The organism is Nocardia sp. CA-151230, from assembly GCF_050942175.1.
Classification (GTDB): Bacteria; Actinomycetota; Actinomycetes; order Mycobacteriales; family Mycobacteriaceae; genus Nocardia.
Map to the genome: position 1 here is coordinate 1,416,566 of NZ_CP192061.1, position 14,203 is coordinate 1,430,768.

Annotated in this window: 11 protein-coding genes; 7 read left to right on the plus strand and 4 right to left on the minus strand. The window is 68.1% G+C overall.

The genetic code is table 11. The features are described 5' to 3' along the window. Window positions 1-19: 19 nt before the first annotated feature. Window positions 20-1,696: a glycerol-3-phosphate dehydrogenase gene (gene glpD, locus ACQP1O_RS06255; RefSeq protein WP_433564915.1), complete on the minus strand. Its 1,677-nt coding sequence runs from the start codon at window positions 1,694-1,696 to the stop codon at window positions 20-22. 45 nt (window positions 1,697-1,741) lie between these two features. After that, window positions 1,742-3,268: a glycerol kinase GlpK gene (gene glpK, locus ACQP1O_RS06260; protein ID WP_433564916.1), complete on the minus strand. Its 1,527-nt coding sequence runs from the start codon at window positions 3,266-3,268 to the stop codon at window positions 1,742-1,744. Window positions 3,269-3,416: 148 nt separating this feature from the next. On the opposite strand from glpK (ACQP1O_RS06260), the gene ACQP1O_RS06265 reads away from it, so the two are divergent. The 4 genes from ACQP1O_RS06265 to ACQP1O_RS06280 are packed head-to-tail and all read left to right on the plus strand — an operon-like array spanning window position 3,417 to window position 7,415. Further along, window positions 3,417-4,181 (plus strand): IclR family transcriptional regulator, encoded by a 765-nt coding sequence (locus tag ACQP1O_RS06265; protein ID WP_433564917.1) that lies wholly within the window; start codon window positions 3,417-3,419, stop codon window positions 4,179-4,181. Window positions 4,182-4,206: 25 nt separating this feature from the next. After that, on the plus strand, window positions 4,207-5,721 hold the full coding sequence (gene glpK / locus ACQP1O_RS06270) for a glycerol kinase GlpK (protein ID WP_433564918.1): 1,515 nt from the start codon (window positions 4,207-4,209) through the stop codon (window positions 5,719-5,721). A 33-nt stretch (window positions 5,722-5,754) separates the two neighbouring features. Beyond that, entirely contained in the window at window positions 5,755-6,588 is an 834-nt protein-coding gene (locus tag ACQP1O_RS06275; protein WP_433564919.1) for a DUF72 domain-containing protein, read from the plus strand. 56 nt (window positions 6,589-6,644) lie between these two features. Further along, window positions 6,645-7,415, plus strand: a complete 771-nt coding sequence (locus ACQP1O_RS06280) for an ArsR/SmtB family transcription factor (RefSeq protein ID WP_433564920.1) — start codon at window positions 6,645-6,647, stop codon at window positions 7,413-7,415. A 121-nt stretch (window positions 7,416-7,536) separates the two neighbouring features. Here ACQP1O_RS06280 and ACQP1O_RS06285 read toward each other — a convergent pair whose 3' ends face one another. Continuing rightward, entirely contained in the window at window positions 7,537-8,535 is a 999-nt protein-coding gene (locus tag ACQP1O_RS06285) for an acyl-ACP desaturase (RefSeq protein WP_433564921.1), read from the minus strand. 298 nt (window positions 8,536-8,833) lie between these two features. Between ACQP1O_RS06285 and ACQP1O_RS06290 the strand changes: the two genes are divergently transcribed. Together ACQP1O_RS06290 and fadD32 are read left to right on the plus strand one after the other, a co-directional pair. After that, the gene (locus ACQP1O_RS06290; protein ID WP_433564922.1) at window positions 8,834-10,078 is read left to right on the plus strand and encodes a KasA/KasB family beta-ketoacyl-ACP synthase; all 1,245 of its coding nucleotides are present in this window, start codon (window positions 8,834-8,836) and stop codon (window positions 10,076-10,078) included. A 164-nt stretch (window positions 10,079-10,242) separates the two neighbouring features. After that, window positions 10,243-12,123: a long-chain-fatty-acid--AMP ligase FadD32 gene (gene fadD32 / locus ACQP1O_RS06295; RefSeq protein WP_433564923.1), complete on the plus strand. Its 1,881-nt coding sequence runs from the start codon at window positions 10,243-10,245 to the stop codon at window positions 12,121-12,123. A 78-nt stretch (window positions 12,124-12,201) separates the two neighbouring features. On the opposite strand, the gene ACQP1O_RS06300 is transcribed toward fadD32, so the two are convergent. Next, window positions 12,202-12,771, minus strand: a complete 570-nt coding sequence (locus ACQP1O_RS06300; RefSeq protein ID WP_433564924.1) for an NADPH-dependent FMN reductase — start codon at window positions 12,769-12,771, stop codon at window positions 12,202-12,204. A gap of 227 nt (window positions 12,772-12,998) precedes the next feature. Between ACQP1O_RS06300 and ACQP1O_RS06305 the strand changes: the two genes are divergently transcribed. Then, entirely contained in the window at window positions 12,999-14,156 is a 1,158-nt protein-coding gene (locus ACQP1O_RS06305; RefSeq protein ID WP_433564925.1) for a lipase family protein, read from the plus strand. The last annotated feature ends 47 nt before the right edge of the window (window positions 14,157-14,203 follow it).

Sequence of the window (14,203 nt, forward strand, 5' to 3'; positions counted from 1 at the left end):
GGAACGCTCGGGGTTATCGTCAGCCGACGGCGATCATGCGGGCCGCGTTGGCCGACTCGTCGTCCTTCTCCTCGTTGGCCGCCAATTCGGCGTGTACGCGGTCGAAGTAGCGGTTGATCTCGGCATTGGTGCGCTCGTCGTCCCAGCCCAGGTGCGGGGCGATGAGGCGGGCGATCTCCGGCGCCGCCCGCAGGCCGCGGTCGGGCACCTCGATGGAGATGCGGGTGCGGCGGGTGAGCAGGTCGTCCAGGTGCAGCGCGCCCTCGTGGGTGGCGGCGTAGACGGCCTCGGCGGCCAGGTAGTCCTCGGCACCCGGAATCGGTTGGCCGAGTTCGGGAACCGAGGCGATGAGATCGACGATCTCCGCGGTCAGTGAGCCGTAACGGCCCAGCAGATGCGCCACGGTCTCGACCGGCAGCCCGGCCCGCGCCGCCACATCGGCGATGGTGTCGACCATGTCCTGGTAGCCGACCGCGCCCAGGATGGGCAGGTTCGCGGTCACCGACGGCGCGACATCGCTGCCGAGGCGCTCGGCGGCGGCGTCCACCACGTCGGCGGCCATCACCCGGTAGGTGGTGTACTTGCCGCCCGCGATGACGAACAGGCCCGGGGCCGGTTCGGCCACCGCGTGCTCGCGCGACAGCTTGGAGGTCTCCTTCGACGCGCCGGTCATGAGCGGCCGCAGGCCCGCGTAGGTGCCGACGATGTCGGCGCGCGTGAGCGGTTCGCGCAGTAGCGAATTGACGTGGTCGAGGATGTACTGCACATCGGCGGCGGTGGCGGTCGGGTGGTTCTTGTCCAGCGACCAGTCGGTGTCGGTGGTGCCGATGATCCAGTGCTCGGCCCACGGGATGACGAACAGCACGGACTTCTCGGTCTTCATGGCGATTCCGGTGTTCAGCTCCAGCTTCTCGCGCGGAACCATGATGTGCACGCCCTTGGACATGCGCACGTGGAACGGGAAGTCGACGCCGGTCATCTTGATCATGTCGTCGGTCCACACCCCGGTCGCCGAGATCACGGTCTTGGCCCGGATGCTGTGCTCCAGACCGGTTTCCAGATCCACGACCTTCGCGCCCACGACCTTCTCGCCATCGCGCAGCAGCCCGGTGACCCGGGTGCGGGTCAGCACGGTCGCGCCGTGCTGGACCGCGGTGCGGGCGATCATCATGGTGTGCCGGGCGTCGTCGACCTGGGCGTCGTAGTAGCGGATGGCGCCGGTCATGGCGTCTTCCCGGAGCGCCGGGGCCAATTCCAGTGCGCCGGAGCGGCTCAGGTGGCGGTGCATGGGCACCGAGCGCGCGCCGCCCATGGTGTCGTAGAGGGCGATGCCGGCGCCGATGTAGAAGCGCTCGTAGTGCTTCTGCAGCGGGAACAGGAACGAGACCGGGTGCACCAGGTGCGGGGCCAGCTTGTTGAGCAGCAGGCCGCGCTCCTTCAAAGCCTCACGGACCAGGGCGAAGTCGTACTGTTCCAGGTAGCGCAGGCCGCCGTGGATGAGCTTGGAGGACCGGCTGGAAGTACCTGCGGCGAAGTCGCGCGCCTCGACCAGGGTGACGGACAGGCCGCGAGAGGCGGCGTCGAGGGCGGCGCCCGCTCCGGTCACTCCACCACCGATCACGAGAACGTCGATTTCGGTGTCGCCGAGCGAATCAATCGCCCGGGCGCGGTAGGCGGGATCCAGTTGTGCGGACACGAAATACTCCTTGTTATCGGTGTTTCGAAGTGTGTGGGGCACCGGTCAGTCCTCGTCGTCGAGGTCGACCCAGTCGAGGGTGCGCGAGACGGCCTTGACCCAGCGCGTATAGCCGCGCTGTCGCCGCTCCTCGGTCATGGTGGGCTGCCAGTTCCTGTCCTCGTGCCAGTTGGCGACGAGTTCGTCTGTACTACGCCAGAATCCGACCGCGAGACCGGCGGCGTAGGCGGCGCCGAGCGCGGTGGTCTCGGCGACCACCGGCCGGGATACCGGCACCCCGAGGAAGTCGGCCTGTATCTGCATGGCGAGTTCATTGGTGGTGACACCGCCGTCGACCCGCAGGGTGTCGAGCCGCACCCCGGAGTCCTGCTGCATGGCCTCGACCACATCGCGGGTCTGGTAGCAGATGGATTCCAGTGTGGCCCTGGCGATGTGGGCGTTGTTGCTGAAGCGGGACAGGCCCACGATCACCCCGCGGGCATCCGCGCGCCAGTACGGCGCGAACAGCCCCGAGAAGGCGGGCACGAAGTAGACGCCGCCATTGTCCGGTACCTGACGGGCAAGGGCCTCAACCCTTTCCGCGCCCGAGATGATGCCCAGCTGGTCGCGCAGCCACTGCACGGCCGAGCCGGTGACGGCGATCGAGCCCTCCAGCGCGTACACCGGCTTGTCGTCGCCGAACTGGTAGGCGACCGTGGTCAGCAGGCCGTGCTTGGAGTGCACGATCTCGGTGCCGGTGTTCAGCATCAGGAAATTCCCTGTGCCGTAGGTGTTCTTGGCCTCGCCCGGCCGGAAGCAGACCTGGCCGACGGTGGCGGCCTGCTGGTCGCCGAGCACGCCCGCGATCCGTACCGCGCCCTTGAACGGCCCGTCGGGGTAGGTGGTGCCGAAGCCCTCGGGATTCGACGAGGGCGCGATGCGCGGCAGCATGGCGCGCGGCATCCCGAACACGGCGAGCAATTCGTCGTCCCAGTCCAGGGTTTCGAGGTCCATGAGCATGGTGCGCGACGCATTGGTCGGGTCCGTGACGTGCACACCGCCGTGGATGCCGCCGGTGAGGTTCCAGATGATCCAGCTGTCGGAGGTGCCGAAGAGGGCGTCGCCGTTCTCCGCGTCCGCGCGCACGCCGGGGACATTGTCGAGGATCCACTTCAGTTTGCCGCCGGAGAAGTACGGCGCAGGCGGCAGTCCGGCGCGTTCGCGAATGAGATCGCCGTGGCCGGCCTTGTCCACCTCGCCCACGATGCGGTCGGTGCGGGTGTCCTGCCAGACGATGGCGTTGTAGTAGGGGCGTCCGGTGTGGCGGTTCCACACGATGGTGGTCTCGCGCTGATTGGTGACGCCGACGGCGGCCAGGTCGCTCGCGGTGAGACCGGCTCCGGCCAGGGCGCTCTTGATGACGGTGCGGGTGCGCTCCCAGATCTCGTCCGGGTTGTGTTCCACCCAGCCGGCCTGCGGGAGAATCTGCTCGTGTTCGAGTTGATGGCGGGCAACCACATTGCCGCCGTGGTCGAACACCATGAATCGCGTGGAGGTCGTGCCTTGATCGATGGCTCCGACATACTGCGTCATCACGGTCCTTCCGGAAAGCTCGTCATTGAGTCCGTTTCCCCTGGTGAGACCGGTACTTGCCTCCCTGGCTACACGTTACGAAGTGGAACGTGCTTATGGCAGAGGACGCGTTCGACAATGCCGAACGGTTAGCTGGTAGGTTACGGGCATGCCGGGTCCGATTCAGTCGATCGAGCGCGCCGCGGCCATGCTGCGACTACTCGCGCGCGGGTCCGGGCGTATGGGAGTGGGGGAGATCGCCGCGGCGCTGGGGCTGGCCAAGCCGACCGCGCACGGCATTCTGCGGACGCTGCAAGGGGTGGGATTCGTCGATCAGGATCCCGTGACGGGCAAGTATCTGCTGAGTCCGGCGCTGCAGGATCTCGGTTCGGGGCACTTGGACGCCAATGAACTGCGTTCCCGTGCCATCAACCGCGCCGACGCGCTGGCCGCGCGCAGTGGGGAATCGGTGCGGATCGCGGCGCCGGTGCACGGGGAAGTGATCGTGATCCACCACGTCTTCCGGCCCGACAATACCGAGCAGGAACTGGCGGTCGGAGAGGAATTGCCACCGCACGCAACGGCTCTGGGCAAGGTGCTGCTGGCCTACGACGGGGAGCTCGCCGACGCGGCGCGCGACGGCCGGCTACCCGCGATCACGCACCGCACCCTCACCGATCCGGCGGAGCTGCGGCGGGCCATCGCCGAGGTGCGGCGCACCGGCTGGGCCGGGGATATCGGCGAATATCGTTCCGATGAGGCGAGCGTCGCCGCGCCGATTCGCTCCCGGGGTGGTTTGGTGGTCGGTGCCATCGGCATCACCGGGCCGGTCGACCGGCTCTGCGACGGGCAGCTGCGGTTCCGGTCCGCGCCCATCGCCCAGGTGCGCGACGCCGCCGCCGCGGTGTCCCGGGATCTCGGTGGCGCGCAATGACTTTCCCGGACAGGAGCAGGCTCGGATGACGCAACGCTATGTGCTCGCCATCGACCAGGGCACCACCTCCACCCGGGCCATCCTCTTCGATCAGCGGGCTCGGCTGACCGGGGTGGCGCAGCGCGAGCACCGGCAGCACTATCCGCGGCCGGGGTGGATGGAGCAGGACGCGCTCGAGATCTGGCGCAATGTGGAGCGCATCGTGCCCGCGGCACTGCGGGATTCGGGGATCACGCTGGAGCAGGTGGCAGCGGTGGGGATCGCCAATCAGCGCGAGACCACGGTGGTGTGGGACCGGCACACCGGGGCGCCGATCGGGCGGGCCATCGTGTGGCAGGACGTGCGCACCGAGGAACTCGTCGAGCGGCTGCGGGAATCGCCCGGGGCGGAACGGATTCGGGAGCTGTGCGGCCTGCCGCTGGCCACCTACTTCGCCGCGCCGCGGCTGCGGTGGCTGCTGGATCGCACGCCGGGGCTGCGGGAGCGGGCCGAGCGCGGGGACGTGCTGTTCGGGACCATGGAGACCTGGCTCATCTGGAATCTCACCGGGGGAGCCGATCACGGGGTGCACGTCACCGATGTCTCCAATGCCGGTCGGACGCTGCTGATGAACCTGTCCACCCTGGAATGGGACCGAGAACTGTTGCGGTTCTTCGATATTCCCAAGGCCATGCTGCCCGGGATCCAGCCCTCGACCGGTGAATTCGGCACGGCGCGGCGGGTGCTGCCCGGGGTGCGGATCGCGGCGGCGCTGGGCGATCAGCACGCGGCGCTGTTCGGGCAGACCTGTTTCGCGCCCGGCGAGACCGAATGCACCTACGGCACCGGCGGATTCCTGCTCATGAACACCGGGCGGGAGCTGGTGCGGTCCGAGCACGGGCTGCTCACCACCATCGGGTACCAGGTGGGGCCGGAACCGGTGTATGCGCTGGAGGGGCCGATCGCGGTGACCGGCTCGCTGGTGCAGTGGCTGCGAGACAACATCGGGCTCATCGCCAGTGCGCCGGAGATCGAAACCCTCGCGGGCACAGTCGAAGACAATGGCGGCTGCTATCTGGTGCCCGCATTCTCGGGGCTGTATGCGCCGCACTGGCGCAGTGACGCGCGCGGGCTGCTCATCGGTCTCACCTCGTATATCACCAAGGGGCACATCGCCCGTGCGGTGCTCGAGGCCACGGCCTGGCAGACGCGCGACGTGGTGGAGGCCATGAACGCCGACTCGGGACTGCAGGCCGGGGCGCTGCGGGTGGCGGGGGGGATGACCTCGGACAACCTGCTCATGCAGATCATCGCCGATGTGCTCGACATACCGGTCATGCGTCCGATCGTGGCCGAGACGGTGTCGCTGGGCGCCGCCTACGCGGCGGGCCTGGCGGTCGGCTACTGGCCGGATCTCGAGGGCCTGCGCCACAATTGGCGCGTCGCGGCGCAGTGGCTGCCACGCATGGACGCGGACCTGCGCGCCGAGGAGTACGACAACTGGAAGCGGGCCGTGCAGCTTACCTTCGGCTGGCTGCGGCCCAACAAGCCGGTGTCCTGACGACACGGAAGTCGTTGACATAACGTGGCAGGTATGCGGCTCTACGTCGGTTGCGCAATGTGGACACACCCGGACTGGCAGGAGAAGCCGCTACCCCCGGCAGAACGCCTGCGCACCTACTCCTCCTGGTGCAACGCGGTGGAGGGCAACACCACCTTCTACGCGGTTCCGCAGCGGCGCACCGTCGAATCCTGGGCCCGCCAAACCGACCCCGACTTCCGCTTCGTGATCAAACTGCCCCGCACCATCACCCACGACCGCCGCCTCACCGGCATCGACGACGAGATGGCGACGTTCCTGGACGCCATCGAACCGCTGGGCCGCCGCCTGCATTCGCTGTGGGTGCAGTTGCCCGCCTCCTTCACCGATCTGCCCGCTCTCACCGAGCTGCTCGACGGCCTGCCGTCGCACTACCGCTGCGCCGTCGAGGTGCGTCATCCCGCCTTCTTCGAAAACCCGCGCGCCACCGCCCAACTCGAACGGGTGCTGACGGCCGCGGGGGCGGAGTGGATCCCGTTCGACACGACCGTGTTGTTCGACGGCCCGCCCGTCAGCCCGGCCGAGTACGAGGCCCGCTCCAAGAAGCCCAACAACCCGCGCCGCGCCCGCGCCCTCACCGAATACCCCATCGTGCGTTATCACGGCCGCGACGACATCGCCACCACCGTCGCCGGCTGGCAGCCCTGGATCGATACCACCGTCGCCTGGCTGCGCGAAGGCCGCTCCCCGACCGTGTTCATCCACACCCCCGACAATGCCTCGGCCCGCACCCTCGCCCGCCGTTTCCACGCCGACGTCCGCGCCCACCTCCCCGACCTCGAACCCCTGCCGGACCCCATCCCCACCGACCCCATGACCCTGTTCTGACCGAACCCCCGGACCGTTCGGCGCAGGCCGAAGGATGGCGGCGGGACACTGGACCCATGGAACCGATCAGAGACGGCGATGTGGACATCTCCGGCGTCGCCCGCCTCCTGGCCGACCCGGCCCGGGCCCGCATGCTCACCGTCCTGGCCGACGGCCGCGCCCAGCCGGCCGGCGAACTGGCCCGGGCGGCGGGCGTCACGCCCGCGACCGCCAGCGAGCACCTGGGCAAGCTGGTCGATCAGGGCTGGCTGGCCGTCGAGAAGACGGGCCGTCACCGCTATTACCGCATCGCACTCCCCGAGGTGGTCCAGGTCCTGGAATCCATGGCCCTGATCTCGCCGGTCCAACCGGTCCGTTCACTACGTGGCGCTCGTGCCAATCGCGACCTGAGGCTCGCCCGCTCCTGCTACGACCATCTCGCCGGAGCCGTCGGGGTAGCGATCTTCGACGCCCTGCACGACGCCGCCCTGCTGAACGTGATCGGCGGCCACTGGACCGCCGCCGACCATTCGCACCCCCTCCTCGACGAATTGGCCATCACCCCAACCGATCTCCGCCATTTCGGCCGCCGCCCGCCGGTCAAGGCCTGCCTCGACTGGTCCGAACGCCGCTACCACCTGGCCGGCGGCCTCGGCGCACTGATCCTGCGCCGCATGCTCGACAACCACTGGTGCACGCCCGGAACCACACCCCGCGCAATGGCATTCACCCCCGCCGGCTGGGCAGCACTCAACCGCACAGCCGGCATCGACAAGACCGCCATCAGCTCCGAGATCCCCGGGTCCGCCACCCGAGCCCCCGCAGCGCCCGTTCCCCGCGGCGCCTGAAAAAACGAGCCGCGCGCGCCCGAAACGGAGTGCTGCCGGAATGCGCAAACCGGTCAGCCCGAACGGCACACGGTGGAGTTTGCGAGCCGGGCCCGCACTCCACCGTGCGCCGCCGGATGATTCAGCCCACGAGGACCGGAGGTTTGCCGGAGCGCTGGGCTTCGCGGGCGAGCGCGCGGTCGCGCTGCTCCTCGAAGCGGACCACATCCTTGCGGAGCTTGTCGAGGAATTCGCCGAGCTCGTTGCGGCGCCGTTCGCCGGCGGGGCCGAAGTCGGTGCGCTCGAAGATGTTCCACTTCTTGAGGTTGGGGGCCAGCACCTCGTCGAGGTGCTGGCGCAGATCGTAGATGCCGTGCTTGGCCATCAGCACGCCGTTGCGGCGGAAGTTGGGCATGCCCAGGCCGGGCATCTGGAAGCTCACCACGACATTGGTGATGGCGTCCATGGCCTGGTCGGGCGAGAGGTCCAGGGCCGCGGCGCACAGGTTGCGGTAGAAGAGCATGTGCAGGTTCTCGTCTGCGGCGATCCGCTGCAGCATGCGGTCCGCGACCGGGTCGTCGCACACCCTGCCGGTATTGCGGTGGGACACCCGGGTCGCCAGTTCCTGGAATGTCACATAAGCGACAGAATGCATGAATCCGGCATCGGCGTGGATGAACTCGGTGTCCGAGTACTTCTTGATCAGACGCGCGGGGTTGTACCCGTCGGTCATGTGAATCATTCGCGCCTGCTCCAACGCCACCGGATCCACACCCCGGGTGACCACCAGATAGTCGCGCATCACGATGCCGTGCCGGTTCTCCTCGGCCGTCCAGCGGCCCACCCAGGTACCCCAAGCCCCGTCCTGGGAGAAGTTCTCGGCGATCTCCCTGTGATAGCTGGGCAGATTGTCCTCGGTGAGGAGATTGGTCACCATGGCCGCCTTGGCGACCTCGCTGAGCTTCGACTGCTCGGGCTCCCAGTCCACACCCTCCATAGCTGCGAAGTTGCGACCTAGATCCCAAGGCACGTAGTCGTGCGGGTGCCAGTCCTTGGCCATCGATAGGTGACGGTTCACGTTCTGCTCGGCAATCGGCTCCAGCTCGATGAGCAGTTCCAACTGCGTGAGACTCCTGGCCACGATCCTGTGCCCTCCCTCGAATGGCTCGGCGCTGGGGGAATGATGTAGGAGAGAAACGCTGGAGATCCGGCGATCGCCGCTGCGGCGAGGGGATCCGTGGAGTTGAAAAGGGATGCCCGCGTGTCGCTTAATGAGACTGGTCGGCTCCGCCTCGGATAATCTAGCTCAGTTCGCCGAATATTGGCTCAATACCCCGCCGATGCGTTCACGGCCGGGCCTGCTCGCTAGTTCCAAACAGCCCTTGACAGCCATGCGGATCGCACGCTGGTTCGCCGAAGCATTGCTACGGAGAGTGAACATGCAGACGCCCCATCGCAGGCAGTACCCCAGTGTCGTGGTCACCGCGCTCGCGGCGACCACCTCGATCGCGGGAGACGTCGACTCGACGTGGAAGGGACTACTCAACGGCGAGAGCGGGATCGACGTCCTCGAGGACGGCTTCCTGGACGATTTCGGCTTACCGGTCCGCATCGGTGGTCACCTCAAGGTCTCGCCCACCGGCCAGCTCACCAGGGCCGAGGCCAGGAACCTGTGCTACATCGAGCAGATGGCGCTGGCGCTGTGCCGTGAGGTGTGGGTCAATGCCGGCAGCCCCGAGGTGGACCAGGATCGCCTCGGCGTCTCCATCGGCACCGGTCTCGGCGGCGCGGAGGTGCTCATGGCCGCCCGCGACAAGCTGGTCAACGGCGGCTACCGCAAGGTGGTCCCGCATACCGTGCAGGCCGTGATGCCCAATGGCGCGGCCGCCTGCGTCGGTGTCGAGCTGGGCGCGAGGGCCGGTGTGTCCACGCCCGTTTCGGCTTGTTCGTCCGGTTCCGAGGCGATCTCCAATGCCTGGCGCATGGTCGTCATGGGCGACGCCGACATGGTGGTCACCGGCGGCGTGGAGGGCTCCATCCAGGCGCTGCCCATCGCCGGGTTCTCCATGATGCGCGCCATGAGCACCCGCAACCACGACCCCAAGGGCGCCTCGCGGCCGTTCGACATGGACCGCGACGGTTTCGTCTTCGGTGAGGCGGGCGCGCTCATGGTCATCGAGACCGAGGAGCACGCCAAGGCCCGCGGCGCCACCATCCACGCCCGCATCATGGGTGCGGGCGTCACCTCCGACGGCTTCCACCTGGTCGCCCCCGACCCCGAGGGCACCGGCGCGGCCCGTGCCATGACCCGCGCCATGGAGTACGCGGGCCTGTCCAAATCCGATGTCACGCATATCAATGCGCACGCGACCGCCACACCGATCGGCGATACTGCGGAGGCGAAAGCCATCAAGCAAGCCGTCGGCAATCACCCTGCGGTGTACGCGCCGAAGTCCGCCCTCGGGCATTCCATCGGCGCGGTCGGCGCGCTGGAGTCGGTCATCACCGTCCTCAGCGTGCGGGACGGAATCGTCCCCGCCACACTGAATCTGGAGAATCAGGACCCCGAGATCGATCTCGACGTGGTGAAAGGCCAGGCCCGGCCGGGTCGCTACGACTACGCCCTGAACAACTCCTTCGGCTTCGGCGGGCACAACGTGGCCATCGCTTTCGGCCGCTACTGATCGCCCTGGCCGTACGCGTTACCTCCATCGGCCGTAGACAGTGACGCGGGATTCCGGCACCTGCTAGAGTTCCCCAGCCCCCAGCTACATTCGGGCTTTCGTGTCGATCTTTGTTCGGTGTCACTGCACAGTTCCGACGACTGTGAGTTGAAAAAGGATAGGGAATGATCGGCGAGACCATCGATGACTATCTGGACGAGCACGGCAACATCAAGATCCCTGATAACCAGACCATGGTCGACCTGGTCGACAAGCACGCTGCGGCCAACGGGGACGAGCTCGCCTACCGCTATATCGACTATTCACGCGAACGCGACGGCGAGTACCACGACATCACGTGGAATCGCTTCGGCATCCGGCTGCGCGCCGTAGCCGCCCGGCTGCAGCAGGTCACGCAGCCGGGCGACCGGGTCGCCATCCTGGCCCCACAGGGAATCGACTACATCGTGGCCATGTACGCCGCGGTGTACGCGGGCAATATCGCGGTACCGCTGTTCGATCCGGACGAGCAGGGTCACACCGACCGGCTGTACGCCGTGCTCGAGGACTGCATGCCCGCGGCCATCATGACGGTCGGTGCGGCCGCCGCCGGGGTGCGTGAGATCTTCAAACACCTACCCGCACCGCAGCGTCCGCGCATCATCGCGGTCGAGGCGATCCCGGACGGCGTGGGGGAGAGCTGGGTGCGGCCGCACCTGCAGATGGACGATGTGGCCTACCTGCAGTACACCTCCGGCTCCACCCGTACTCCGGCCGGCGTGGAGATCACGCACCGGGCTGTCGGCACCAACCTGCTACAGATGGTCGATGCCATCGGCATCACCGAGAAGGCCCGCGGCGTCACCTGGTTGCCGTTGTTCCACGACATGGGGCTGCTGACGGTCATCCTCCCCACCATCGGCGGCAAGTACATCACCATCATGTCGCCCAGCGCCTTCGTGCGCCGGCCCTACCGCTGGATCAGGGAGCTGGCCGCCCAGGAGGACGGCGCCGAGATCTTCGCCGCCGCACCGAATTTCGCCTTCGAGCACGCCGCGGTCCGCGGATTGCCCAAGGCCGGTGAGGAATTGGACCTGTCCAATGTCATCGGACTGATCAATGGCAGCGAGCCGGTGTCGGTGACCTCGATGCAGAAGTTCAACGACGCCTTCGCCCCGTACGGCCTGCCCAAGACCGCCATCAAACCCTGCTACGGCATGGCCGAGGCCACGCTGTTCGTGTCCGCCACCAAGCGCGAGGACGAGGCCCGCACGGTCTGGGTGGACCGCACGCGGCTCAATGCCGGGCGCATGGTCGAGGTCGACGAGTACGCGGAAAACGCTGTGGCCCAGGTGTCCTGCGGTTACGTGGCGAAGTCCCAGTGGGCGGCCATCGTGGACCCGGACACCGGCGCGGAGAAGGCCGACGGCGAGGTCGGCGAGATCTGGCTGCACGGTGCGAACATGGGCCGCGGCTACTGGGGCCGTCCGGAGGAGAGCCTTGCCACGTTCCGGAACAGGCTCACCTCCCGGCAGCCCGCGAGCCACGCGGAAGGTGCGGCGGCGGACGGGAACTGGATGCGTACCGGCGACTTCGGCGCGTACTACGACGGCGAGCTCTTCATCACCGGCCGTGTCAAGGATCTGGTGATCGTGGACGGCCGCAACCACTATCCGCAGGATCTGGAGTACTCCGCCCAGGAGTCCAGCACCGCCCTGCGCCCGGGTTTCGTGGCGGCCTTCTCCGTCGCGGGGGATCAGCTCCCGGCCGAGGTGGTCACGGTCGACACCGGCGAGCCCGCCTCCGCCGCCGAGCAGCTGGTCATCGTGGCCGAACGCGGTACCGGCGCGGCCAAGCTCGACCCGGAGCCGATCACCGAGATCGTGCGGGCGGCCATCGCCAAGCGCCACGGCGTCACCGTGCGGGACCTGCTGCTGGTTCCCGCGGGATCGATTCCGCGCACTTCCAGCGGCAAGATCGCCCGCCGCGCCTGCAAGGCGGCCTATCTGGAGGGCACCCTCCGCGGCGGCCAGCGTCAGCAGGCATTCCCGGACGAGACCGACTGACCGGGCTCCTCGGCGAGTGGCACATCTTCGAGAGACCTCGGAGCTGTGCCACTCGGCGTTTCGGGTCGGGGGAATGTGTCAATTCTCGAGCTGTACCGAGGTGAGCGGCTCGGCGGGGTGGGCGGCGTGCGCGGCCAGGGTGCGGGCGGCGGCGTTCAGACGGGTGCGGGCATCCGCATCAGCAACCAGACCATCTGGTCCGATGCTGCTCTGGAGCACGGTGATGCGACCGCAGGCCGCCTCGACCAACTCGGCTCCGACGTAGCCGAGCACGGTGCGCAGGGTGGTCACGGCGGCCTCACCTCGGCCCTCGTAGGCGACGTTCACATAGGCGACCGGCTTGTCGCTGAGATCGGCGTTGCCGACCGTCCATTCGAGCAGGTTCTTCAGGCTGCCGGGGATCATGCCCGCGTATTCGGGGGTGCAGAACAGCACCGCGTCGACCTCGGCGAGCTGCCGGTGCAGGGCCTCGACCACGGGCGGCTCGGGCTCGTCACCGGGGATGAAAGCTGGCAGGTCGAGCAGGCCCTGGTACCGAACGGCCTCGAAATCGGACCCGGCGTCGGCAGCGATCGACCGCAGCGCGGCGGTGTTCGTCGAGCCCTCGCGAGTGCTGCCCGAAATCAACAGGATGCGGGGAATAGTCACAACTGCGCCAACATGGCTGGGGCCGGGAGTATTTCGAGGTCACGGAGCCGTTGTCTCCTATGCGCCGTCCCACCGAATGGGAGTTGTTGTGACAAGAGGTGTCGCTATCTCTCATAGTGGGTATGGTTCCGTTCAACTGGACTGTCCGGGACAGCTGACGCCGCCCCCTCGGGTCCGGTTGTGCGACAACTGCATAACGCGAGTGTGTGCAAGAAGGGCAGGCAACGATGACTGCGAACACCAACCGCTTCGACGAGGCGGCGGTCGGTGCCGGACATCCCGGTGCGTTCGAACCCGGCAGGCTGCTGGCCGCCGAACCGATGACCGCACGGATGCTGCCCGGGGTTCCGCTGCCTGCTCGCGCCTGGCGCATCAACTACACCTCGACCACCGCCACCGGGGCTCCGGCGCAGGTCAGCGGCACCGTGCTGGTGCCGAACACGCCGTGGCGCGGACCCGGCTCGCGACCGCTACTCGGGTACGCGGTCGGCACACAGGGCCTGGCGAGCACGGTCGCCGCCGCGTCCTGGCAGCTGCGGTTCGGGCTGGAGTACGAATCGGTCTTCCTCCGCGCCGCCCTGCGCCGCGGCTGGGCGCTCGCCATCACCGACTATCCGGGCCTGGGCAATCCCGGTCTGCACCCGTACGTCATGGGCCGCGCCCTGGGCCCGGCTGTCCTGGACAGCATGCGCGCCGCGCGCCGACTGCCCGAGGCGGACCTGGATCCCGATGGCCCGCTGGGCATCTACGGCTACTCCGAGGGCGGCAATGCCGCGGGCTGGGCACTGCAGTTGCAGCCCGACTATGCCCCTGACCTGCCGCTCACCGGCGGCGTGGTCGGCTCGGCGCCGGCCGACATGGTCGACATGGTGAAGTTCCTCGACGGCACCCCCTACGCCTTCCTGCTCTTCTACGGCGTGCTGGGCATCGAGGCCGCCTATCCGGAACTGAATGTGCTGCAGCACCTCAAGCCGCAGGGCCGCGCCCTGGCCGCGCTGTTCCGCCGCACCCATGTCGCCGCCGCGGCCGTGCTCGGGATCGGTGCGGGTCTGGTTGTGCCCACGAAGGTCTCGACCTTCTGCCACCGGCCCCCGTTCGACGTGCCCGAGGTCAAGGCCCGGCTGCTGGAGAACCGGCTGGGCGGAATCGCGCCCGCCACACCGGTTCTGGTCGCCGGTGGCACCAGCGAGCAGGTCATCCCGTATCCGCAGGCCGTGCGCCTCGCGGAGGACTGGGAGGCGCTGGGCGCGGACGTCACCATGCACACCATGCGGGGACGTGAACACATCGGCGGCGCAATGGCCTTCGCCGGACCGGCCATGCGGTTCCTCTCCGAGCGTTTCACCGAGCAGGCCGACGCTCCGCTGCTGCGCCGCGGCGCGTAATCATCGGCAAAGGGCCGGGATCCACCACGGACCCCGGCCCTTTCTCG

What these genes read in the sequence shown, in the direction of transcription:
- glpK (WP_433564916.1), bottom strand. Translation starts at nt 3,268, where the DNA reads ATGACGCAGTATGTCGGAGCCATCGATCAAGGCACGACCTCCACGCGA.
- ACQP1O_RS06265 (WP_433564917.1), top strand. Translation starts at nt 3,417, where the DNA reads ATGCCGGGTCCGATTCAGTCGATCGAGCGCGCCGCGGCCATGCTGCGA.
- glpK (WP_433564918.1), top strand. Translation starts at nt 4,207, where the DNA reads ATGACGCAACGCTATGTGCTCGCCATCGACCAGGGCACCACCTCCACC.
- ACQP1O_RS06275 (WP_433564919.1), top strand. Translation starts at nt 5,755, where the DNA reads ATGCGGCTCTACGTCGGTTGCGCAATGTGGACACACCCGGACTGGCAG.
- ACQP1O_RS06280 (WP_433564920.1), top strand. Translation starts at nt 6,645, where the DNA reads ATGGAACCGATCAGAGACGGCGATGTGGACATCTCCGGCGTCGCCCGC.
- ACQP1O_RS06290 (WP_433564922.1), top strand. Translation starts at nt 8,834, where the DNA reads ATGCAGACGCCCCATCGCAGGCAGTACCCCAGTGTCGTGGTCACCGCG.
- fadD32 (WP_433564923.1), top strand. Translation starts at nt 10,243, where the DNA reads ATGATCGGCGAGACCATCGATGACTATCTGGACGAGCACGGCAACATC.
- ACQP1O_RS06305 (WP_433564925.1), top strand. Translation starts at nt 12,999, where the DNA reads ATGACTGCGAACACCAACCGCTTCGACGAGGCGGCGGTCGGTGCCGGA.